Origin of the sequence: Sutcliffiella sp. NPDC057660 (genome assembly GCF_042800035.1) — a bacterium.
In the GTDB taxonomy this organism is placed as follows: Bacteria; Bacillota; Bacilli; order Bacillales; family Bacillaceae_I; genus Sutcliffiella_A.
In genome coordinates, this window is the sequence record NZ_JBHVHV010000021.1 from 1 (window position 1) to 23188 (window position 23188).

Genomic DNA, 23188 nt, shown 5'->3' on the forward strand with positions numbered 1-23188 from the left:
ATAGCTTCTTTAAAATGTAAAGAAAAGCTCACCATTATTGAAGATTATGAAAAAATTCTCTCTAAAGTGTTGTCCACTTTCTTGACAGAAGACCAAATCTGCCTCTTTGATACCGCCATTTCCTCTTTTTCTCTTTATCGCGGTATCAATCTGCCTCTTTGAGAACACCATTCTCTCTTTTTCTCTTTATCGCGGTATCAATCTGCCTCTTTGAGACCGCCATTTCCTCTTTTTCTCTTTATCGCGGTCTCAATCCACCACTTCGAGACCGCCATTTCCTCTTTTTCTCTTTATCGCGGTCTCAATCCACCTCTTTGAGACCGCCATTTCCTCTTTTTCTCTTTATCGCGGTCTCAATCCACCTCTTTGAGACCGCCATTTCCTCTTTTTCTCTTTATCGCGTTCTCAATCCTCCTCTTTGAGACCGCCATTCTCTCTTTTTTTATTTTTGGCAATCTCAATCCTGACCATTCGCACCAGTATAGGCAATTAATCCTTAAAAAAAGGTGCCTGACCCTCAGCGCTTTAAAGCGCTGAGGGTCAGGCACCCCTTATTATGTCAACTCATCACCAATTCACATGGCTTTTTCACAAGTTGGCCTTCTTCTATAAAGAGTACTCTATCGGCAATAGCCTTGGCATCTTCAAAGTCATGTGTGACCAGGATGGAGGTGATGCCAGTTTTCTTGAGGATGTCTTTCAGTTCTTCACGGATTTTCTCCTGCAAGTGTACGTCCAGGTTGCTGAAGGGTTCATCGAGCAGCAGCAAGGATGGTGAGGGTGCGAGGGCACGCGCCAATGCAACACGTTGCTGCTGCCCTCCACTTAGCTCATAAGGATAGCGATGGCCATAATCGGATAGGTTGATCAGGGCAAGCATTTCCTCGAGACGTTCCTGCTTTTGCTTTCGGTTCATTTTACGCAAACCGAACTTGATGTTCTGCGCAACCGTCATATGTGGAAAAAGGGCATAGTCCTGGAACACGACACCTATTCCCCGCTTCTCAGGCGAACGGTGGGTTTTTTCATCAAACATGCATTCCCCGTTGATTCTCATAATCCCATCCTGGGGAGTTTCAAGACCTGCAATCAGGCGCAGCAGCGTACTTTTTCCGCTGCCGCTTCTCCCTAATATCGAAATGATTTCCCCTTTTTCAATATCCACCTGAATGTCTCGTAATGTATGATTCTGTGCATTTTTATATCGGAACTTTAAATCTTGGATCTGAACAAACATTATTTCCCCTCCTTATCTAATACTCGATAAAAGACAAAGATGCTTAAAGCACTGATAAAGATGATAAGCAGCGATGCGATGGACGCTTCCTGTACCCTCTCATCATTTGCATATTTGAATGCCTGTGTTGCCAATGTCGAAAAGTTGAACGGCTGCAGGAACAAAGTAAGCGGCAGTTCTTTCATGATATCGATGAAAACGAGAATGAACCCGCTGACAATCGCACCCTTCAATAGAGGCAGATCTACGGTAAAAAAGGTTCTGAGCGTCGACGCCCCCAAGGTCCGGGATGCTTCTGTAAAACGGTTCCCTGTTTTTTCAAAGCCAGACTCAATCGCATTGAAGCCGATTGCCAAAAAGCGAATCACATAGGCGAAGACAAGCATTGAAAGTGTGGTCCGAAGCACAAATTCAGGCTTCAGCTGGAACATGGCCAAAAATGAGACAATCTGCTGGTCCAGCATGATAAAGATGGTGATAACCGCAATGGCAATGGCCGCTCCGGGAATCGAGTATCCGAGGGTCGTGACCCTTGAGAAGATCTTCGGGACAACCCCTTGCTGCAGCCTCGTATAATTGGAAATGATGAGTGCAATAACAATGATGATCGTCGCTGCAATACCTGCAACAAAAATGGAGTTTTTCGCAAGCTCCAGGAATTCAGGCTTGAATACTGTTTCAAATGTCATGGTCGCCCACGCTAAAAGCTGAAACAATGGAATGATGAAGGCAATCGCAAAAATGCCGAAGCAATAGGAAAAAACAAGCCAGCCCTTCACTCCAGTCAGGCGCTTAGGCTCAATCGGCCGCACCTTCGAGGAAGGATCAAAGAATTTCTTTCGCCCCCGTAACAGGCGCTCCATGGAAAGAATCACCATCACCATGATCATCAGTGTCCCTGCAAGCTTCAGGGCGGAATCCAAATCCATCATGCCATACCAGGTACGGAAAATCGCTGTACTGACGGTCTGTATGCCGAAATAGCTTGTCACACCGTAATCATTCAGTACTTCAAGAATAACAAGTGTGACACTTCCGACAATCGCACCGCGAGAGATCGGCAGCGCCACCCGATAAAAGGTCTGGAAGCTGTTACTTCCCAGAAGCTTAGCGTTTTCAATGACAGATGCGGATAGACTCTGAAAATAGCTTCTTGTTATCGAATACACATACGGGAAAAGCGTAACGGTAAAAACAAAGATGGCACCGGGAATGCTCATGATATTAAAATAAGCCTGGTTCACCTGTATATCAAAATGATTCCGCAAAGTGGCCTGGATGATTCCCGTGTAATTGATGATGCCATGATAGGTGTAGGCCGCGATATATGGCGGAATCGCGAGCGGCAAAATCAGGCTCCACTTCAGGAAGTTCCGCAGGGGAAACTGATAGATCGTTATCAGCCACGCCAGGCTTGTTCCGATCAGCATGGTAGCCAATGCAGTAAACAGAATAATCAGAACTGAATTTTCAAGATAATCCTTTAATAAATATTCTTTTATATGTAGCCAGTTTTCGTTAGGCTCTGTAAAAAACTCGACGGCAATCAATATATTCGGAATGAGAATAATCGTAACAAAAATCAAGCTAGCAAGGGCCCACCCTTTATGTTTCACCCTTGACCAATGGAACCTACTCACTATGACACATCCTTTAGACGACAACACTTTTGTAACTCTTTATTAGTCCACTATAAATTATAACGAAAATCATTCTCAAAAGGAACGTTCAAACTAAATAAAAGAACCGTTTCACCCAAAAATGAATCGGTTCTTCACATCATTGTATTATTTCCAGCCTACCTCGTTAAAGATCTTGATGGCAGCCTGCTGGTTTTCACCATAAACAGTCAGATTAACATCCTGCTCCTTGAATTCGCCCCATGATTTAAGAAGCTCTGCAGGCTCTACATCCGGATTAGCAGGGTATTCATAGTTTGCTTCCGCAAATTTACCTTGCGCTTCTTTTTCAGAAAGGAACTCGATGAATTTAACTGCGTTATCCTTATTTTTCGAATGCTTCGTTACAGCAGCTCCACTGATGTTAACATGTGTACCGGTCGTATCCTGGTTCGGGAAGAACACACCTACGTTCTCTGCAACCTTCACTTCTTCAGGATCTTCGGAGTTCATCATTACACCAAGATAGTATGTGTTCATGATCGCTACATCCGCTTCACCTGCAACCACTGCTTTAGCTTGGTCGCGGTCTCCGCCTTGTGGGTCACGTGCCATGTTGTTCACGATACCTTGTGCCCATTCCTTCGCTTTATCCTCACCCATTACATCGATGAATGATGCAACCAAAGAAATGTTGTACATGTTGTCAGATCCTCGTACAACTAGACGGTCCTGCCACTCAGGCTCTGTTAAAGCTTCATAGGTGGAAAGCTCTTCAGGCTTCACACGATCCTTCGCATATACGATGACACGTGCGCGTTTTGTCAGACCAAACCACTGGTTGTCAGCGTCACGCAACTTTTCAGGGATGTTCTTTTCCAGAACGTCACTTTCCACGGATTGCAATAATTCACGGTCTTTGGCTTGATACAGATTACCTGCATCCGCTGTGATGTAGACATCCGCTTCTGTCGCTTCGCCTTCGATGCTAAGACGCTCCATCAATTCTTCGCCTTTACCTTCTACCACGTTCACCTTAATGCCCGTTTCTTCTTCAAACATCTTGTACAATTCTTGATCCGCTTCATAGTGGCGGCTTGTATATACATTAACTTCCCCGGAATCTTTTTCCTTGTTCGCTTCTTCACCCGAACCGTTATTGTTATCAGTAGAAGTATTACCATTATTATTTGTGCTACTTACGCAACCTGTTAACGCTAACACTAAAGCCAGCATCAAGCTCATGATGATATTAAGTTTTCTCACCAAAGACACCCCTTATGTAAATTAATATTGATAATCAGTCTCATTTACTATTGTAATGAATATCATTCTCAAGTCAATATAAATTTAATTATTTTGTAAACAAAAAATAAGTGGCGGGTAACATTTATAACATGCACCCCCCACCTATTACTAAAATTGCTATTTTGACAAGAGTTCCATAAACCACTTTGCACAAGTATACGCCTGCTCCCACTCCGGATCATGGTCTTCTAAGCCCCAGCAGGTGGAGAGAATACCCATGGCTACGCCAGCCTTCAGGAGACGCTCCCGATCAAGCGATAATCCTTCTGTAATCCACTCCACCCGTTGTAATAGCAGTTGTTTGGGATTTTCCTTTTTTAACAGATGATTGGTCATGAAGGAGATAAGGTCAAAATACGGATCCCCTACCACTCCTTTCGGGTCGATGGCAAGCCAGCCTTTTTTATCATCATATAAGATGTTTTCATGGTGGAGGTCGCCATGCAGCAGTTCCATCCGTTCTGTGGTTTCCGTCAATTCTGCAAAATACGCTTGAGCCATCTCTATGTAACGTGCTTCAATGGGGCCATCCCCATTAGGATGCATGGTGTGATAGCGAACAAGTCCTGATGCCCAGTCAAGGATGGTCGGACTTTTGCACTCAGCAGGAACTGGTGTGCGAATCGCCTTCCACACCCTCAAAAAAGTGTGAACGGCAGCCTTTTCGTCCTTTTCCTCAGACAGCATCGTACCTGGCACAAGCTTCTCAAGCAACATGGCACCACGCTCCTCATCTGCCTTCAACAGCCTGGCACAGCCCTTGCCTCCATACACCTTAAGCGTGCGGATCTCATTTGTAAAATCAAAAGAAGGAACACCAACCTTCAGCATAACAGGTGTACCCTCCCCATCCTTGGCATGTAAAACATAGTTGTAAGATAGGTTGGATACCGGAGCATCTATCTGCAGCTTCCATTCTTTTTCACAGAACTGCATTGTAGACTCCACATTTGTCAGCCAAGCCTTTCCCGCTTCCCCGAAAACATCCGCCATCTTCTTTTGAAACCATTCCGGAATATTCATAGCATACTACTCTCCTCTTCTAATCAGAAAGGCATGCCACTCTCTCCCGGCATGCCTTTCTGAGCTATTGCTTATACACCTATATTGATATTGTTCGGTCGTTCTTTCTTTTCCTGAATAAAATTAAGGATGAAAATTGATGTGACGATGATGACTCCGGCAATATCTGTAAAGGTTTCGGGAATGATCATCATCAGTGCACCGGCTCCTAGCACTATTCGTAAAAGTGCGTTCAGGCTGGTTCGGAAATATCCTTCAATGGAGGCGCTCAATGCAATGATTCCCACTACTGCTGTAATGGTGATCATCGTGATATCTAGAACGGATGCCATCGGGAATTCCTTGGCATTGACCGCCGCATCCGTTGCATCAATCATCAGCATCGCTGGATTATAGACGAACAGATAAGGTATCAGGAATCCGGCAGCCGATAATTTCAATGCTGTGAACCCGGTGCGCATCGGATCTCCACCTGATATACCCGCTCCAGCAAAGGCTGCCAGGGCTACTGGCGGGGTGATATTGGCAAAAATCCCGAAATAGAACACGAACATATGGGCAATCAGAATCGGAATCCCGAATTCTGCTAGGGCAGGTGCTGCCATCGTTGCCGTGATGATATAGGCAGGGATGGAAGGCAGTCCCATTCCGAGGATCATCGATGCAATCATCGTAAAGAACAGCGTCAGGAACAAGGATCCGGCTCCCAGGCTTGCGATGGAGGATGTCATGACATTCCCAAAGCTTGTCAAGCTGACTACCCCAATGATGATGCCGACTACCGCACATGCTACCATTACGGATAGAGATTGTCTCGCCCCATCATTTAATGCCTGCAGAATATCCATGAAGGACATGCGCGTTGTTTTTCTGAAAGCAGCCACCACTACCGTGGAAACGATAGTATAAAATGCTGCATGCCCAATTGGGACCCCTTGATAAAGAAGCACGATAAGGAACACGATCGGAAGCAGCAGATGTCCGCGTTCCTTCATGATCTCCCCTACCCGTGGCAGGTCCGCCTTCGGAATGCCCTTCAGGTTTTCCCGGCCAGCCCTGAAATGCACCTGCATGATTACAGCCAAAAAGTAGAGCACAGCCGGAATCAATGCGGCCAGGGCGATCGTTCCGTATGCCACACCGGTGGTTTCGGCCATGATGAAGGCGCTGGCCCCCATGATTGGCGGGAGGATCTGACCACCGACCGAGGCACTCGCTTCGACTGCTCCAGCGAAGTTCTTGGAATAGCCGATTCTTTTCATCAACGGAATGGTAAAGGCCCCTGTCCCAACTACGTTCGCAACTGCCGCTCCGTTGATGCTTCCCATGAAGCCACTGGAGATGACGGCCACTTTTGCCGGACCTCCCTGTTTATGCCCTGCAAGCGCCAAGGCAAGGTCGTTGAAGAATTGCCCCATCCCTGAACGCGCCAGAAATGCTCCAAATAAAATGAAAAGAAAGATGAAGTTGACGGAAGCACCGATGGCGGTGGAGTATAATCCTTCGGTCTTCAAGTATAGCTGTCCAAAAATATCACCCAAGTCATAATGGCGTGTCATCATCTTGATCGGCATCCAGCTCATATGGCTGAAGAATGGATATGCAAGGAATACCAGTGCCAATATCGGTAGAATAATACCGGTTACGCGGCGTGCCCCTTCGAGTACAAGGAGAACTGTCAAGATGGCAAGCGCAATATCCATTGTATTTGGAATACCACCACGGGAGGTAACAATCGCTTGGTACTCCACGATGAGATATCCAGCAGAACCTAGTGCAAGAACAAATAAGATCCAGTCATACCAGGCTATTTTGCTGCGGTCCTGATTTTTGGTTGTAGGATAGAGCAGGAAAATCAACGCCATTCCAACCGCAACGTGAATCGCCCGCTGCTGAAGGGCAGGTATTGGATTGAAGGTAACGTATAAATGGAAAAGAGAATAGAGAATGGCAATGGCAGAAACAACAAGGACGGTTTTTTTACTGGCAAAATGGCGCACCTTTGACTCGGCATCATACTTTTCCAGTATCTCCGCTTTTTTGTCTTCTGAAATTTCATCCTTTTCTATGCTGTCGTGCAGTTTTTTTGAATCTGTCACTTCTTTTCACCTCTTAGATACTGCCATAATGGTAGTTTTATAGCTTTAATTTCTACAGTTTCATAGTCTTCTGCGAATGTATACAAGGGGATGGTCCGACCTTCGAGATAGAGCGTCGTTTGCACATTCTCGGATACACTCAATTGAAGGCTTTCCATTTTCTGATTGATTTTCATATGGACAAAGCCATCTTTGGAAGGAATGGTTTCTCCAGTCGAGGGTGTCCCTGCACCGAAGGTTTTAAAGCGTGTCCAGACAAGTAAAAGCCCGTCATCTTTTCTCTCATAGGTTTCAAACCACGGCTCTTTTTCGACGGAATGGATCCAGCCAAGCTCAAATGTTTCCTCCTTCAGGAAAAAACTATCCTCCTTAAAGGAAACCTGCAAAACAGGTATCTTTACCAAAAGGAGAACAAGGAGCACTATAAGTAATACAGTGCTCCCCATCATGAAACGTTTACGGTTCATCGTAATATTTCTTTGCTCCTGGGTGGACAGGCGCCACCATGCCTTCCTGTGCCTTCTCTAAAGATACTTCAGTAGCTGCCTGATGAGCATTGCCAAGTGTCTCCAGGTTATCAAAGAATGACTTCGTCAGCTTGTACACATCATCCTCACTCAACTCGCTGCTTACAACAAGGGCGTTCATGATGGCAGCAGTCGGAACAGCTTCTGCATTTCCATAAGTGTCTGCAGGAATGTCCATCGCAACGAAGTATGGCTGATCTTTTGCGATTTTTTCGATATTGGCTGGATCTACTGACACCATTTTGATATCAAGCGTTTTGGAAAGCTCCAGAACGGACGCATTCGGAAGTCCGCTCGTTAAAAATGCCGCATCAATTGCACCAGACTTCAATCCGTCCGCCGCTTCTGCATAGCCGAGGTAATCCACTTGGATATCATCGTATGTAATACCATGACCTGCGAGAAGATTACGTGCGTTCACTTCCACTCCCGAGTTCTGGTCGCCTACAGCTACACGTTTTCCAACAAGGTCTTCGATTGTTTCGATTCCGGAATCCTCCGTTGTGACGATCTGTACAAAGTTAGGATACAAAGTGGCTACCTGCTGCACATTCTCCACCTTTTCAGAGAAGTTTCCTGTGCCATTCACCGCTTCTGTCAGTACATCACTCATGACAAATGCCATTTCGATTTTTCCTTCTTTGATCAAGTTGATGTTTTCCACGGAAGCACCAGTTGCCTGTGATTTCGAGTTGATGCCAAATTCATCGGAATATTCATTTGCCAGGGCTGTCCCAATAATATTATAAGGACCTGATGAACCACCTGTTGCAATGGTGACAATGTTTGTCTTCAAGCCATCTTCTTTATTGCCTGAGCTTTCATTCCCCCCACAGGCTACCAGCATGGAGCTTGTCAATAAAACGCTTACAATTACAGAACCAACTTTTTTGATTTTCATCCAATTCCTCCCCTTTGCCAGATAAAATAGTTCTAAATTAGTTTAGCAGAATAATAGTTAGGCTTCAATTATTTTTTACATTTTTCTGGTTATTTATGCAATTCAGTTAATGCCACTCGCTTAGAAAGGTAATCTCCCCCTCAGTATGGAACTATAAATAGTAGAAAAGGGGGCATGGAACATGAAAAAGCGAAAACTAGTAATGGGAACGGTCGGTGGGCTACTTTTGTTGTTTGGAGTCGTAACAGGCTTCCAGGCGCTGACACTGGAGTCAAAACAGCCGACTGCCAAACCGACAGATGTAAGAATAGACAAAGAAAGGGCCCTGCAGCATTTATCTGAAGCGATCACCTATCAAACTATTTCCTATGAAGACCGTACAAAATTTGATTTTAGCGAATTTGAACAGTTCATTGAATTTTTGCAAGCCAGCTACCCTTCAAGCCACAATGAGCTGGCATTAGAGCGGATTAATAATTATGCACTTCTCTATAAATGGGAAGGGTCCGACTCCTCCTTGAATCCGATTGGCATGACGAGCCACTACGATGTCGTTCCGGTTCTCGAAGGGACAGCAGCAAATTGGGAGCAGAATCCATTCAGCGGCACTGTAACAGAGGATGCCATCTGGGGCCGTGGAACACTGGATGATAAAATTGGCGTCATCGGAATCATGGAGGCAGTTGAGCATCTCATTAAAGAGGGTTACCAGCCAAAGCGCGATATGTACTTCATGTTCGGCTTTGATGAAGAAATCGGCGGCGAGGAAGGTGCGAAAGTGATTGCAGAAACGTTAAAAGAGCGTGGAATCCGATTCGATTTTGTCATGGATGAAGGCGGTGCAATTGTCGAAAACATGGTCCCTGGGGTTTCTCAGCCTGTCGGGGTGGTAGGCGTTTCGGAAAAGGGCTCTGCCACAGTGGAACTGACCATTGAAGGAAGCGGCGGCCACTCTTCCCAGCCAAAGAACCAAACAAATATCGGAAGGATTGCCAAGGCGATTGCGAAACTAGAGGATACCCAATTCCACGCAGAGCTCAGAGGACCCGGGGAAGACCTTTTTGAGTTTGTGGCACCGTCCATGTCTCCTGGAATGAAATATGTGTTTGCCAACAAGGCGATTTTCAAGCCGGTCATTGAACATATTCTTCTGCAGGAACCCGCTTCCGCCGCCTTGATCCGCACCACCATCGCCCCGACGATTTTCCAGGCAGGCGAGCAGTCCAATGTCCTGCCGGAAAAAGCGTCTGCCATTATCAATCTCCGTCTGATGCCCGGCGACTCGCTAGATGAGGTAAAAAGCTTTATTGAGAAAACAATTGATGATAAGCAGATTAAAGTCTCTATCAGCGGCAGCGAGGCGACTAAAGTTTCCTCTGTGGACGGTTGGGAATTCTCCACCATTCAGCAGGCAGCAAGAAATGTCTATGAAAATGCCGTCATCGCCCCTTATCTGATGGTTGCGGGATCTGATGCCAAGCATTACGACTTGGTGTCAAACAACACCTACCGTTTCTTACCTGTACAGATTACGGCGGAGGATCTGAACCGGATGCATGGAACCAATGAACATGTGAGCATCGATAATTATTTGAATACCATCAAGTTCTATGCAGAGTTAATAAAAGAATCCAATAAATAGAAATTTCGCTGCATCTTCGGCTACAATGAAGGAAAGCATATTGAAAAAGTGTGGTGCAAAAAGTGTTTAAGCTATTTTTAATTGAGGACGATACAAGCCTTTTCGGGGAAATCAAAGAGCGCCTCTCTCAATGGTCCTATGAGGTACACGGGGTAACGGATTTCAGTAGCGTATTTCATGAGTTTGCCGAGATAAAGCCGGATCTAGTCATCATCGATATCCAACTGCCTAAATACGATGGGTTCCATTGGTGCCGGATGATCCGGAGCCATTCCAATGTTCCGATCATCTTTCTGTCTTCCCGTGACCATCCGACCGATGTCGTGATGTCGATGCAGTTCGGGGCTGATGACTATATCCAGAAGCCCTTCCATTTTGATGTGCTGATTGCCAAGATACAGGCGATTCTGCGCAGAGTCTATAACTACAGCACCGAACAGACAATTCTGAAGACCTGGTGCGGTGCCGCTGTCGACTATGAAAAAAATACCGTCACTAATGAGACGGGGTCCATTGAACTGACAAAAAACGAAATATTCATATTGAAGCTGCTGATCGAGCAGAAAAATAAAATTGTCAGCCGGGATGAACTGATGAACAAGCTATGGGATGACAAGCGTTTTGTCAGTGACAACACCTTGACCGTCAATGTCAACCGCCTGCGAAAACGGCTGGATGAGCTGGGGTTGGGCCGATGCATTGAAACAAAGGTTGGACAGGGATATATGGCTTTGGAAGGCAATACTCCATGATCGCCTCCTTCCTCCGAGAGCGTCTAAGCTGGATCATGCTTGTTGCCTTTCTTCATCTATTCATCAGCTTTGTCGCCTTTATTGACGCATCCATCCCTTTGGTGTCCGTTCTTTATATTCTATTTTTGTCATTCTGTTTTTTCCTTGTGTTTTTATTCTTTCGATATAAAAAAGAAACCGAATTCTATAGACAACTGAAGGAACGTGAAGATGATCTCGACCTCTCTACCCTTCCGAAGCCTGATAGTCCTTTTGAAGAACTGGTTGCAGAGAGTCTTAGAAGTCAATCGGAACATCTGAAACAGGATTCACAGCTACATATGCAATTGCTGGATAAGGAAAAGGATGACCTTTTGGCATGGATCCATGAGGTAAAGACACCGCTGACCGCCATGAAGCTGATGATAGACCGGATGGAGGATGAAAAAAAGCGTGCTTCCCTCACCTACGAGTGGCTTCGCATCCACCTCCTCCTTGATCAGCAGCTCCACCAGAAACGCATTCCTTTTATTGAAAAAGATCTTTATATGGAAGAGATAGACCTGGAGGAGCTTATCTTTACCGAGATAAAAACCCTCCAATCATGGTGTATCCAAAAAGGAATCGGATTCGACCTGCAGCTTGCTGTCAGGGAAGTGCTCACCGATGCAAAATGGCTTTCTTTTATCTTAAGACAGCTGTTGACCAACAGTGTGAAATACAGCAGGGATTCGGAGATTGAAATCAGCAGCTTTCTATCGGAGGGCCAGACTGTTCTGCAGGTAAAAGATGATGGACGCGGGATTGCACGCCGGGATCTGCCCCGGATTTTCGATAAAGGCTTCACGTCCACCACCGACCATCAGGACCATGCATCAACCGGTATGGGATTGTATCTGGCGAGGAAAGCGGCAGACACGTTACATATCCATATCGATGTCGCATCCACCCATGGTTTGGGTACGACCTTTACCCTTACCTTTCCGAAGAAGAATGAATTTGTCCGTGTGATGAGCAAGTGACAAAATTGTCACTTGCTTCTTTCATTTTGTAAGCCGAATCAAACGATGGGAGTGGCGCTCCTTTTTTATAATGAAAATAGAAAAGGAGCGTGTCAGATATGACCATTTTAAAAGCTGAAAATATCCGTAAAAGCTATGGCAATAAATTCAACAAGCAGGAAGTGTTGAGAGGGATCGAGCTGAATATAGAAAAAGGGGAATTTGTCAGTATCATGGGAGCGTCCGGTTCAGGGAAAACCACCCTTCTTAACGTGCTTTCTTCCATCGATAAAGTGAGCCAGGGGACCATTGAGATTGACGGTAAAGAGATCACCTCCATGAAAGAAAAACAACTTGCCGAATTCCGCAAATATCATCTCGGGTTCATTTTTCAGGAGTATAACCTTCTTGATACCTTAACAGTGAAAGAGAATATCCTCCTGCCATTATCCATCTCGAAAATATCCAGGAGAGCAGCGGATGAGACCTTTAAAAAAGTGGCGAATGAGCTGGGGATCTATGACATCAAGGACAAATATCCCAATCAAATATCTGGAGGGCAAAAGCAGCGCACCTCTGCGGCACGGGCATTCATCCATGAGCCGAGCATCATCTTCGCCGATGAACCTACCGGGGCGCTTGACTCCAAATCCGCCTCCGATCTCCTGAATAAATTGAGTGACCTGAACCAGAAAAGAAAAGCGACCATCGTCATGGTGACACACGATCCGGTAGCGGCAAGCTACTGCAGCCGTGTCATCTTCATTAAAGACGGTGCCATCTACACACAATTGAACAAAGGTGATGAAACAAGACAGAACTTCTTCCAGGATATCCTGAAAACGCAGGGAGTCTTGAGCGGGGTGCAGTATGAGCGTTAATCAGCTGATCTTCCGGAACCTGAAGAAAAACCTCCGGAACTATTATTTGTATGTTTTTGCTTTGATTTTCAGTGTGGGATTGTATTTTGCCTTTGTTACCCTGCAGTACGATCCATCGATGGACCCAGCGGAAGGAACCATCAAAGGCGCAGCTGGTATCAAAACTGCTTCCATCCTACTTGTGGTCATCGTTTCTGTCTTTCTTTTATACGCAAACAATATATTCATTAAGCGTCGCAGCAAGGAAATCGGACTCCTTCAATTGATCGGCATGACGAAAGGCCGGATCTTCCGGATTTTAAGCGCTGAGAATTTCATTTTGTATTTTGGAAGCATGGTGATCGGAATTCTGGTCGGCTTTTCATTTTCCAAATTGATAATCATGATTCTGTTCAAGTCTACCGGGGTGGATGCCATCGCTACCCTCCGATTCTCGACCCAGGCCCTTCTACAGACCGTAATTGTCTTCAGTATTTTGTATGTGTGCCTGATGCTGATGAATTTTCTTTTTATTAAAAAGCAGACTATCCTTTCCTTATTTCGCGTTCTATCTTCAACAGAAGAACAGATCAAGAAGATTTCACTTTTCGAAGTGATCATTGGATTGATAGGAATCGGTTTGATTTCTTCGGGCTATTTTATCAGCACCAAACTTTTTGATGGTGATTTTGTCACAACGAATGCACTATTCTTTGCCATGATCTATATCCTGGGATCGGTCATTGTAGGTACCTACCTCTTCTACAAAGGCTCTGTCCGATTCATCTTTCACTTGATCCGTAAGCAAAAGAACGGCTACCTGAATATAAACGAGGTTCTTTCCCTCTCCTCCATCATGTTCAGGATGAAGTCGAATTCCTTTTTGCTTACCATCATCACAACCGTATCTGCCCTAGCCATCGGACTCTTGTCCCTGAGCTATATCTCGTATTATTCGGCTGAAAAGACTGCGGCAAACCGTGTGCCGGCCGATTTTTCTTTAACAGATGCGGAGCTTGCAGATACGTATAAATCTCTATTGGATGAGAATGACATAGCCTATCAGGAGGAAGTAATTGAAGTTGTACAGGTTCTGATAGACGTTGAAAGCATCATGGAAACCAATTTGGAGGAACTTAATATTGATTTGATGGCCTTCAGTCTTCCTACCGTCAGTGATACTTCCGTTGGAATAAGGGACTTGAAGCCAAATGAAACACTCTTTACCGGTTATAATGATCTGATGCAGAAATTCATGACATTAAAGGATTCCGGAAACATTGAATTAAAGGGAAAAACAAAGACCATCCCACAAAAATATGTAGGGCTTGAACGGGAATACCCCATCTCCTGGTACTTCACAGACGGAGGACTTCCTGTAGCGATTGTGGATGAGACGGTATTTGAACAGTTGAAAGAAGATAAAAATACTGAAATTCAGCCTGCTTCCTCCTTCTATATCGGGATTGATATCAAGGACAAAGACAAACTTGAAAAGGCGAACGCACTGTTTGCAGAAGCCGGATTGGCTGGGAGATTCGAGCACGACTCCCGCCTGGATATGAGTAACGACACCAAGAAGTCGATGGGCCTTGCCATGTTCATTGTTGGATTCCTTGGGCTGACCTTCCTTATTACTTCAGGCTGTATCCTCTATTTCAAACAGATGGATGAAAGCGAAGAGGAAAAACCGAACTACACCATTCTTCGCAAGCTCGGTTTCACACAAGGTGATCTGCTTCGTGGGATAAAGGCCAAACAGCTATTCAATTTCGGAATCCCGCTTCTTATCGGCTTGCTTCATAGCTACTTTGCGGTCCAATCTGGCTGGTTCCTTTTTGGGGAAGAGGTCTGGACACCGATGATCATCGTCATGGTCATCTACACAGGACTCTATTCCATTTTCGGACTATTGTCAGTGTTGTATTATAAAAAGATAATAAAAGATGCCTTGTGATAAGGCTTAAAGCTCCAGGTCAATCTGGAGCTTTTCTTTTTAATTGAAACCAATTTCTGCCGATATACGTAATGTAGTATGGAAAGGTGGAAAATACATGTACATACAAATTGATGAACCAACAGAAAAAATTTCGACGAACGCCATCACGGTATGGCGAATAAGCAATACAATCGGACATGCCGTTGCTTTGCTGATTACAGCGATTCTTATTTATTGTGCTGATCAATTCGACTGGTACCGCTGGGTGGAGATTACACTCTATTTTATTGGTGGATTTTTGAGCTTCTCTGCCATCTATTCCATCCTCTTTGAACCAACCCTTACGCAGCGCTATTGGCGCTATAAAATTGATGAGGAGTTTGTGCAACTCAAAAATGGGAAATGGAATGAAAATCATACGCTGATCCCGATGGAGAAAGTGGAATACGTCCGAACCGAGCAAGGGCCCATCCTAAGGAAATTCGGATTATACGATATCGTCATTGGCACCACCACTTCCAACCACACCCTTCCTGCGATTCCAGACGCAGTGGCCCTGGAGCTAAAATCCCAGATTGCTACCTATGCAAAAATCAAGGATACGGCAGATGTGGATGGAGGCGTAAAAGAATGAACGCCGTACAAGATGTCAAACGATATCATCCTGCCTGGATTGCAGTGGAACTGATTACAGCCCTGAAAAATTCCGTCTTCGCCATTATCTTTCTCTTTGTCCTTAAGGCGAATTCGACCTCTAGCTGGATTGTCTGGGGCCGCTATCTTTTCATTGCGGCGGCTATTCTTACAATCTTTTCAGTTCTTCTAAAATGGCTCATGCACCGCTATGTACTGCAAACATCCTCCATTGTGGTTAAGGAAGGAATCTTTGTTAAAAAACAACGTACTGTTGCACTTGAGCGCATTCAAAATCACCATTCCAATACCACTTTTGTGCATCGCTGGTTTAACCTTACGTCCCTCACCCTGGAGACGGGAACAAGCGGGGATGATGCAGCCATTACGTTCCCTGTCATCACGAATTTGGAGAAGGATCGAATCTTGTCCCTGCTGGAAGAGAAGGAAGCTCATCAGGTGGCAGATAGCGGGGAGAATCTTGAGCAGAAGGGTCGGACCGTACATTTCCGATCCACAAGAAAAGATCTCTTTAAGGCATCTTTTACTTCGCTGAGCTTTTTGGCCATCTTCCCATTGCTCTCGGCAATCTATTTCAATCTTGCAGATTTCTTTGACATCGAGGATTCTGCCGGGAATGCAGCGGAGTACTTGATGGGGCACTGGTGGATGCTCATCATTCTATTCGTCATCGCCATGGCACTTTCTGTAGTCATCGGCTACATCAAAACGGTCATCAAATATGGAAACTATGAAATTAGTGATGACGAGGAACGGATCTATATCGAAAAAGGTGTAGGCAGCTCCTCAAGCTTTTCCATCCAAAAGCATAAGGTGCAGGCAATCGTAGTGGAACAGTCCATCTTGAAAAGGCTGCTTGGACTTGCTTCAATCAAATTGATCACTGTCGGCTCTTCCGATGGAGAGGAAAAGGATACAAGCTCCCTCTATCCTTTTATGCCGAAGCATGAAGCCTACGAGCTCCTGCATACCCTTCTACCCGACTATCCCATTGAGGAGAATATGAGGCGATTCCCTCTCAAGGTTCTCTGGCTGAAGCTAGTGCTGCCCTACTATTTGACGATTATGGCGGCAGTGGGCCTGTTCTTCTTTAAAAGAGAGTGGCTCTGGATTGCTGCAATCATCTTCTTCCTATCGGTAATTTCCAGAGTGCTGGATTACTATTTTACAAGTTTTATCCGTCATGGGAACACGATCCAAGTCCGTCGAGGAGGCTTCACCAACGAAACGTTCGTAACCAAACGCTCCCAGATTCAACAAATCACTGTCCAGCACTCCTGGATCCAGCGGATATTCGGCGTCGCCTCCCTCTCCTTCATCAACAGGGCCAAACCGATGCACACCAGCGAACTTTACGGCCTATCCAAAGAAGAAACCAGCGAATTTTATCGCTGGTATCATAGAAGTTGACCATAACGGGGCCTGACCCTCAACGCTTTAAAGCGTTGAGGGTCAGGCCCCTTCTTCATTGTTTCACGTGAAACTTTTCAATTCTATTTCTGTGCAGAATTATCAGTAATTTTACAGAAACATCTCTGTTATATGACAAATCATTTGAAAACAGGCTGTAATAACTGTAAAATAATAGTGTAACTTTAAATTAGGGGGAGTTCGATGAAGAAGAAAAGTAGTTTATTAGTAATGGCTATGTTTCTAGTATTATCGTTATTTTTGGCGGCTTGTGGAAACGGAAACGACGGGGAGTCCACTGGCGAGAAAAGTGATCCAAAACTAATGAGCATGCTGACTGGTGGAACATCTGGTACATATTATCCACTTGGCGGCGAAATGGCTAAAATCATTACAGATGAGACAGGAATTCAAACTGACGCACTTTCTTCCAATGCATCTGCTGATAACGCAGCTGCACTGGCAAAGGGAGAAGCAGATCTTGCTTTTGTACAAACGGATGTAATTGCGAATGCCATTGAAGGTAAAGGTGCTTTTGAAGGTAAAGCGATTGATAACGTCATGGCTATCGGTTCTTTATATCCGGAAACAGTACAGATCGTTACAACTCCAAAATCCGGCATTAAAAGTGTGGAAGATCTTAAAGGTAAGAAAGTTTCTGTAGGTGCTCCTGGTTCCGGTACTTACATGAATGCAGAACAGATCCTTGAAATCCACGGTATGACAATGGATGACATTGATGCTCAAAACCTTGATTTCGGTGAATCCACTGGAGGAATCCAGGATGGCAACATCGACGCGGCTTTCATCACTTCCGGTACACCAACCGGAGCGGTTGAAGGATTATCAGCTTCTGCTGATGTCGTAATAGTGCCAGTTGCACAGGACAAAATCGATGCATTGATTGAAAAATACCCTTACTATGCAGCAGATACAATCCCTGCAGGCACTTATGGTCTGGAAAGTGATGTAACAACAGTTGCGGTACTTGCGATGCTAGCTGTTACTGACAGTCTTTCAGAGGACCTTGTGTATGACATTACAAAGGCGATCTATGAAAAATCAGGAAGCCTTGCACACGCGAAAGGGAAACTCATCACACTTGAGACAGCAACAGACGGAATCGGAATCGACTTCCACCCTGGTGCTGAAAAGTACTTCAAGGAAAAAGGATTACTAGATTAATCTACAAACGAATGAAGGAACGGCCGACTGTCAATTTCACTTTGCTGTCGGTCCTTCTTTTTTGTTAACAAACCTTAGGTGGTTTTTACCATGAAACTTCTCTCAAAAAAATCAATAGGACTTATTATTTCCTCGTTTACAGCAGTTCTCTTATTGTTTCTTTTTTTATTCCCTCTCCAAACAGCGCTGGTATTTCACGTTGAAAGCACAGAGGAAATTCATGCATTCCTTCCCATTGAGGAACAGGAAACCTTCCATCTCATCTTCACCCACTCCATCCATTTGACAGATGTCGTGGAAAAATACCGGGTGATGGACGATCTGCAGATTGTCCAGACAGAAATCGTGTATGAGGAATTTGGGATAGGGATGCCTTCCAATGCAGGGGAAGGTGAGAAATTTGTGTATGAAGATGGAAAATACCATATCAAGAATATGAATAATGTATTCCCTTCCCTGAATATCAGGAATGGAAAAACCGTTTCCGAAAACCGGCTCGTATGGGGTAAAGATGACGAGAAGATGATCTGGTTCAATGAGTTCTTCACCCCTGGGGACTGGTATAAAGTAAAAGTAGAAAAACTGACCCTTTGGCAGTATTTGAAAGGAATGAAAATTCATGAGTGATACTAAGGAAAAAACACATCTAACGGCGGAAGAGCAGGAAAAGCTGCTGAAAAAGTACGATGCAGAGGCCAATACACGTAGTCTTACAGGCTACACGGCAAAGGTTCTCTTTATCATGCTGCTTGCTTTCTCTCTTTTTCAGCTTTATACGGGTATCTTCGGTCAGTTCACGGCCTATATTCAACGTACCGTCCATCTGGGCTTTGCGCTGACTCTCATTTTCCTTTTGTTCCCCGCTCGAAAAGGAATAAAGAAAACGAAGGTCGACTGGTATGATTATATTCTGATAGGATTGGCCATTGTCGTATGTGGTTACTGGCCGGTATTTTATGACACATTGGTTCAACAGATCGGCGGTATCAATACCCAGCAGACCATCATTGGCGCACTTGCCATTCTGCTCGTATTGGAAGCAACGCGAAGAGCAGTCGGCCTTCCGATCACCATCATCGCAGGGGTTTTCATGGTATACGCATTGTTCGGGCCATATATGCCAGGCATACTGATACATAGAGGGCTTAGTATGGAGCAATTGATCCAATCTATGTTCTTTACAACAGAGGGTATTCTAGGGACACCATTACAGGTATCCTCCACCTATATCTTTCTGTTCCTATTATTCGGTGCATTTCTTGTACAGACTGGGGTCGGGAATTATTTCAATGATTTGGCAATCTCGATTGCAGGGAGACGGGTAGGCGGGCCTGCAAAGGTTGCCATCTTCTCCAGCGCCTTGCAGGGTACCATTTCCGGTAGCTCTGTTGCCAATACAGTTACAACGGGATCGTATACCATCCCGTTAATGAAAAGACTCGGCTATCACCGCAACTTTGCAGGTGCAGTAGAAGCAGCCGCCTCTACCGGTGGCCAGATCATGCCTCCGATCATGGGTGCAGCGGCTTTCCTGATGATTGAATTTGCTGGTGTAGCCTACTGGGATATAGCAAAGGCAGCGACAATCCCAGCTATTCTTTATTTCTCAGGGATCTGGATAATGACCCACTTTGAAGCCAAAAAGAATGGCTTGCTTGGTTTGCCGAAAGAAGAAATTCCGAAAAAGAGTGTTGTATTAAAGAAAATCCATTTGTTAATACCGATTCTCGTTATCGTTTTATTGCTTTTCCAAGGATTCAGTATTGAAAGAACCGCACTATTGGGTATCTTGAGTGCCATTATTGTAAGTATGTTCCGGAAAGATACTCGTATTACCTTTGATAAGTTTCTTCTCGCACTTACGACTGGAGCTCGGACAGCATTGGGCGTTGCAGCAGCGACTGCCTGTGCGGGTATAATCGTTGGGGTTGTAACAAAAACAGGGCTTGGATTAAAGATGGGGAACACGCTTGTGGATTTGGCTGGGACATTATCATCTACTCCAAACATCCAGCTCTTGCTGACGCTGTTCTTCACTATGATCGCTTCCATCATTCTTGGAATGGGATCACCGACAACAGCCAATTATATCATCACGTCAACAATTGCATTGCCTGCAATCATTGCATTGAACGACCAGCTTGAGGTAGCAATTCCAATCCTTGCTGCACATATGTTTGTATTTTACTTTGGGATAGTTGCGGATATCACGCCACCTGTAGCCTTGGCCGCGTTCGCTGCGACAGGGATTTCAAAAGGGGATCCGATCAAAACCGGGGTAAATGCATCAAAACTTGCCATTGCGGCATTTATCATTCCATATATGTTCGTCTTCCAGCCTCAGCTGTTGATGATCGACACGACCATTCTGGAGGTATCCTGGATACTTGTCACCTCCATTGTCGGAATGATCTCCATCGGTGCCGGCCTCATCGGCTTCTGGTACCGCAAGCTGCACTGGATCGAACGAATTATCACTGTCCTTACAGGACTACTCCTTATCTATCCGGAATCCAACACCGACATCATCGGCTTCACTGCTTTCGCCATCATGCTGGCACTGCAGATATTCTGGAAAAGAGATAAAGGAAACCTTGGAAGAAAAGCAGAAGCTTAATTAATATAGGGGCCTGACCCTCAGCGCTTTAAAGCGTTGAGGGTCAGGCCCTTTTTTAACATTGCACCTGTCCCTGTGTCCCTTATAATTCCCCATCTATACTCCGATTGAATTTATAGCTGTTGAAATGCAATATTTGCGCTTTGACTTTCACCTCTGTGAGAGATTCTTCATTTAGATAAAAGTTGCGGCTGTCTTTTAATTTTTGATACTCCTTCGGGTGCTTTCTGTACCATTTCTCCCCTACATTCAATATATCCAGTTTGTTTTATTTAATTATGCTCAAGTACTCCGTTGGACTTGGCATCCCCGTTGTCGGATGCTCCGATAGCGCTTCCAACATCCCGTAATATTCATCAGGCTCTATGTCCACTCTATCCCTATATATTTCCCCCTCAATATCAATAGTCAATGAAGCCAGGCTAATATCGTGCATCTCAAGCACTTCGTCTGATAAATCACAAGTTGAATCCGCCATAATTTTAATCATTCATTTCCTCCAAATAACTGTACTGCTGCAATCTTAACCTAATCGAACATATTAAACTAGGGGGTCAGACCCCTGTTGTTATGTAAACTAATCCCCATTCCTATTCAACATAAAAGAACCTCTAATCTACTTAGAGATCAAAGGTTCTTTTTATTGTTTTACTAATTAAATTAACTACGGACTACTTCTTTCTTCCCTAAATCAAGTCCAAGACCAAGCGTCTCAGCGGTTGAACGGTGGAGTTCATGGAAAAGCTCTGGGTTTTCCACTAGTGACACACCAAAAGAAGGGATCATTTCTTTTATTTTCGCTTCCCACTCGAACATATGCTGCGGGAAGCATCTTTCTAATACCTCTAGCATGACGTGAACAGCAGTGGAAGCACCTGGTGAGGCTCCGAGCAATGCAGCGACCGAGCCATCCGCAGCACTGACTACTTCCGTACCAAATTGCAGTGTTCCTTTTCCTGCCTCCGTGTCTTTGATAACTTGGACACGCTGACCCGCTACCACGATACTCCAATCCTCACTCTTTGCGTTTGGAATAAATTCGCGCAACTCTTCCATGCGCTTTTCATTCGATAGCAGCACTTGCTGGATCAGGTATTTTGTCAATGCCATCTCTTTAAAGCCTGCAGCCAGCATGGTCATGACATTATTCGGTTTTACGGATCCGATCAAATCCAAGTTGGAGCCTGTTTTCAGGAACTTAGGTGAAAAGCCTGCAAACGGTCCGAACAGCAATGTTTTTTTGTTGTCGATATACCTGGTATCAAGATGCGGCACAGACATTGGAGGAGCTCCAACCTTAGCCTTCCCGTATACCTTTGCATGATGCTTCTCCACAACTTCCGGGTTGTTGCAGACCAAAAACAGGCCGCTTACCGGGAATCCCCCAATATGCCTGGACTCTGGGATACCGGTTTTTTGCAGCAAATGCAGACTTCCGCCTCCACCACCGATAAATACAAATTTTGCTGCATGAGATTGGGTTTTTCCACTCTTGATATCATGCACTTTCACTTCCCACGAGCCGTCTGCGGTCCGCTTAATGTCCTTTACACTGTGCTCGTAGTTCATCTCGACATCTTTGCCTTTTAAGTAATCAAACAGCATGCGTGTCAATGCACCGAAGTTGACATCCGTTCCAGAGTCGATTTTGGTTGCGGCTATCGGTTCACCCTCTGTACGACCTTCCATCATAAGCGGCATCCATTCCCTCAGTTTCTTCAGATCATCGGAAAATTCCATCCCGTGAAACAGAGGATTATTTGATAGCGCTTGCATGCGTTTTTTCAAAAACGTTACATTTTCTCCCCCTTCTACAAAACTGATATGAGGAATCGGCATGATGAAGTCCTTAGGATCACGAATCACTTTATTTTTCACAAGATAGGACCAGTACTGCCTGGAAAGCTGAAACTGTTCATTCACCTTGACAGCTTTACTGATATCAATAGAGCCATCCGCTTTTACTGAAGTATAGTTAAGCTCACACAATGCAGCATGTCCCGTGCCCGCATTATTCCATTCGTTTGAGCTTTCTTCCCCTGCACTCGCAAGCTTCTCGAACACTTTTATTTTCCAATCAGGTGCCAGTTCTTTAAGTAGTGCACCCAAAGTTGCGCTCATCACTCCGGCGCCGATCAAGATAACGTCTGTTTTATTCTGTACGTTGCTCATTATTACATCCACATCCCCTATATTTATAAAAAGAGCATGCACGCCCGCCATTATTTCACAAAAAGCAAGGCGCCATCTAGAAACAAAACTATTCCATCCAAATACTATTATATCGTATCTATTACATTTATTTATAGATTAGAAATATCTACTATTATCTGACTATTATAAACTATAATCCGCTGAGAAAAAAGAGAAGTCCTGTTCTCCTCGCAATTATTGCTTCTATTTCTATCTTTTTAGTGGGGATGTAAAGGGCTTAG

At 44.8% G+C, this 23188-nt stretch carries 19 protein-coding genes; 10 read left to right on the forward strand and 9 right to left on the reverse strand.

Translation table 11 applies throughout. The annotated features are described in order from the left end of the window. Positions 1-559 precede the first annotated feature (559 nt). From ACFVAD_RS20710 to ACFVAD_RS20740, 7 genes are all read right to left on the reverse strand, one after another. Positions 560-1237: an ABC transporter ATP-binding protein gene (locus tag ACFVAD_RS20710; protein WP_386644648.1), complete on the reverse strand. Its 678-nt coding sequence runs from the start codon at positions 1235-1237 to the stop codon at positions 560-562. Continuing rightward, entirely contained in the window at positions 1237-2877 is a 1641-nt protein-coding gene (locus ACFVAD_RS20715) for an ABC transporter permease (protein ID WP_386644651.1), read from the reverse strand. Before ACFVAD_RS20715 ends, ACFVAD_RS20710 begins: the two co-directional genes overlap by 1 nt. Positions 2878-3024: 147 nt before the next feature. Beyond that, positions 3025-4125, reverse strand: a complete 1101-nt coding sequence (locus ACFVAD_RS20720; protein WP_386644654.1) for a Fe(3+) ABC transporter substrate-binding protein — start codon at positions 4123-4125, stop codon at positions 3025-3027. 156 nt (positions 4126-4281) lie between these two features. Next, entirely contained in the window at positions 4282-5187 is a 906-nt protein-coding gene (locus tag ACFVAD_RS20725) for an aminoglycoside phosphotransferase family protein (RefSeq protein WP_386644657.1), read from the reverse strand. Positions 5188-5258: 71 nt separating this feature from the next. Further along, positions 5259-7268, reverse strand: coding sequence for a TRAP transporter permease (locus tag ACFVAD_RS20730; protein WP_386644844.1), 2010 nt, complete (start codon positions 7266-7268; stop codon positions 5259-5261). Between the two features lie 14 nt (positions 7269-7282). Then, positions 7283-7753 (reverse strand): DUF1850 domain-containing protein, encoded by a 471-nt coding sequence (locus tag ACFVAD_RS20735; protein WP_386644660.1) that lies wholly within the window; start codon positions 7751-7753, stop codon positions 7283-7285. Beyond that, positions 7743-8714: a TAXI family TRAP transporter solute-binding subunit gene (locus ACFVAD_RS20740; protein WP_386644663.1), complete on the reverse strand. Its 972-nt coding sequence runs from the start codon at positions 8712-8714 to the stop codon at positions 7743-7745. The genes ACFVAD_RS20735 and ACFVAD_RS20740 overlap by 11 nt, the downstream gene beginning before the upstream one ends. Positions 8715-8895: 181 nt before the next feature. Between ACFVAD_RS20740 and ACFVAD_RS20745 the strand changes: the two genes are divergently transcribed. The 10 genes from ACFVAD_RS20745 (at position 8896) to ACFVAD_RS20790 (ending at position 20753) form a co-directional block, all read left to right on the forward strand. After that, positions 8896-10356, forward strand: a complete 1461-nt coding sequence (locus ACFVAD_RS20745) for a M20 family peptidase (protein WP_386644666.1) — start codon at positions 8896-8898, stop codon at positions 10354-10356. 62 nt (positions 10357-10418) lie between these two features. After that, a complete protein-coding gene (locus ACFVAD_RS20750) occupies positions 10419-11108 on the forward strand; it encodes a response regulator transcription factor (protein ID WP_386644669.1) in 690 nt (229 codons plus the stop codon). Further along, positions 11105-12109 carry a sensor histidine kinase gene (locus tag ACFVAD_RS20755; RefSeq protein ID WP_386644672.1) on the forward strand — a complete coding sequence of 335 codons (1005 nt, stop codon included), beginning with the start codon at positions 11105-11107 and terminating at the stop codon, positions 12107-12109. The genes ACFVAD_RS20750 and ACFVAD_RS20755 overlap by 4 nt, the downstream gene beginning before the upstream one ends. Positions 12110-12207: 98 nt before the next feature. After that, positions 12208-12969: an ABC transporter ATP-binding protein gene (locus ACFVAD_RS20760; protein ID WP_386644675.1), complete on the forward strand. Its 762-nt coding sequence runs from the start codon at positions 12208-12210 to the stop codon at positions 12967-12969. Next, positions 12959-14905, forward strand: coding sequence for an FtsX-like permease family protein (locus ACFVAD_RS20765; protein ID WP_386644678.1), 1947 nt, complete (start codon positions 12959-12961; stop codon positions 14903-14905). The genes ACFVAD_RS20760 and ACFVAD_RS20765 overlap by 11 nt, the downstream gene beginning before the upstream one ends. A gap of 97 nt (positions 14906-15002) precedes the next feature. Then, on the forward strand, positions 15003-15521 hold the full coding sequence (locus ACFVAD_RS20770) for a PH domain-containing protein (protein ID WP_386644681.1): 519 nt from the start codon (positions 15003-15005) through the stop codon (positions 15519-15521). Further along, the gene (locus tag ACFVAD_RS20775; protein ID WP_386644684.1) at positions 15518-16951 is read left to right on the forward strand and encodes a PH domain-containing protein; all 1434 of its coding nucleotides are present in this window, start codon (positions 15518-15520) and stop codon (positions 16949-16951) included. Before ACFVAD_RS20770 ends, ACFVAD_RS20775 begins: the two co-directional genes overlap by 4 nt. Positions 16952-17155: 204 nt before the next feature. Continuing rightward, entirely contained in the window at positions 17156-18136 is a 981-nt protein-coding gene (locus ACFVAD_RS20780) for a TAXI family TRAP transporter solute-binding subunit (protein ID WP_386644687.1), read from the forward strand. A 90-nt stretch (positions 18137-18226) separates the two neighbouring features. Then, complete coding sequence (locus ACFVAD_RS20785) at positions 18227-18763, forward strand: DUF1850 domain-containing protein (protein WP_386644690.1); 537 nt, start codon at positions 18227-18229, stop codon at positions 18761-18763. Next, entirely contained in the window at positions 18756-20753 is a 1998-nt protein-coding gene (locus tag ACFVAD_RS20790; protein WP_386644693.1) for a TRAP transporter permease, read from the forward strand. Before ACFVAD_RS20785 ends, ACFVAD_RS20790 begins: the two co-directional genes overlap by 8 nt. 268 nt (positions 20754-21021) lie before the next feature. On the opposite strand, the gene ACFVAD_RS20800 is transcribed toward ACFVAD_RS20790, so the two are convergent. Together ACFVAD_RS20800 and ACFVAD_RS20805 are read right to left on the reverse strand one after the other, a co-directional pair. Next, a complete protein-coding gene (locus tag ACFVAD_RS20800; protein ID WP_386644699.1) occupies positions 21022-21243 on the reverse strand; it encodes a DegV family protein in 222 nt (73 codons plus the stop codon). 170 nt (positions 21244-21413) lie between these two features. After that, entirely contained in the window at positions 21414-22976 is a 1563-nt protein-coding gene (locus ACFVAD_RS20805) for a malate:quinone oxidoreductase (protein WP_386644702.1), read from the reverse strand. Positions 22977-23188: the final 212 nt, after the last annotated feature.

Excerpts from the sequence above, each read along its gene's own strand:
- ACFVAD_RS20710 (WP_386644648.1), bottom strand. The coding sequence starts at position 1,237 with ATGTTTGTTCAGATCCAAGATTTAAAGTTCCGATATAAAAATGCACAG.
- ACFVAD_RS20725 (WP_386644657.1), bottom strand. The coding sequence starts at position 5,187 with ATGAATATTCCGGAATGGTTTCAAAAGAAGATGGCGGATGTTTTCGGG.
- ACFVAD_RS20735 (WP_386644660.1), bottom strand. The coding sequence starts at position 7,753 with ATGAACCGTAAACGTTTCATGATGGGGAGCACTGTATTACTTATAGTG.
- ACFVAD_RS20740 (WP_386644663.1), bottom strand. The coding sequence starts at position 8,714 with ATGAAAATCAAAAAAGTTGGTTCTGTAATTGTAAGCGTTTTATTGACA.
- ACFVAD_RS20745 (WP_386644666.1), top strand. The coding sequence starts at position 8,896 with ATGAAAAAGCGAAAACTAGTAATGGGAACGGTCGGTGGGCTACTTTTG.
- ACFVAD_RS20755 (WP_386644672.1), top strand. The coding sequence starts at position 11,105 with ATGATCGCCTCCTTCCTCCGAGAGCGTCTAAGCTGGATCATGCTTGTT.
- ACFVAD_RS20760 (WP_386644675.1), top strand. The coding sequence starts at position 12,208 with ATGACCATTTTAAAAGCTGAAAATATCCGTAAAAGCTATGGCAATAAA.
- ACFVAD_RS20765 (WP_386644678.1), top strand. The coding sequence starts at position 12,959 with ATGAGCGTTAATCAGCTGATCTTCCGGAACCTGAAGAAAAACCTCCGG.
- ACFVAD_RS20770 (WP_386644681.1), top strand. The coding sequence starts at position 15,003 with ATGTACATACAAATTGATGAACCAACAGAAAAAATTTCGACGAACGCC.
- ACFVAD_RS20775 (WP_386644684.1), top strand. The coding sequence starts at position 15,518 with ATGAACGCCGTACAAGATGTCAAACGATATCATCCTGCCTGGATTGCA.
- ACFVAD_RS20780 (WP_386644687.1), top strand. The coding sequence starts at position 17,156 with ATGAAGAAGAAAAGTAGTTTATTAGTAATGGCTATGTTTCTAGTATTA.
- ACFVAD_RS20785 (WP_386644690.1), top strand. The coding sequence starts at position 18,227 with ATGAAACTTCTCTCAAAAAAATCAATAGGACTTATTATTTCCTCGTTT.
- ACFVAD_RS20790 (WP_386644693.1), top strand. The coding sequence starts at position 18,756 with ATGAGTGATACTAAGGAAAAAACACATCTAACGGCGGAAGAGCAGGAA.
- ACFVAD_RS20800 (WP_386644699.1), bottom strand. The coding sequence starts at position 21,243 with ATGATTAAAATTATGGCGGATTCAACTTGTGATTTATCAGACGAAGTG.
- ACFVAD_RS20805 (WP_386644702.1), bottom strand. The coding sequence starts at position 22,976 with ATGGCGGGCGTGCATGCTCTTTTTATAAATATAGGGGATGTGGATGTA.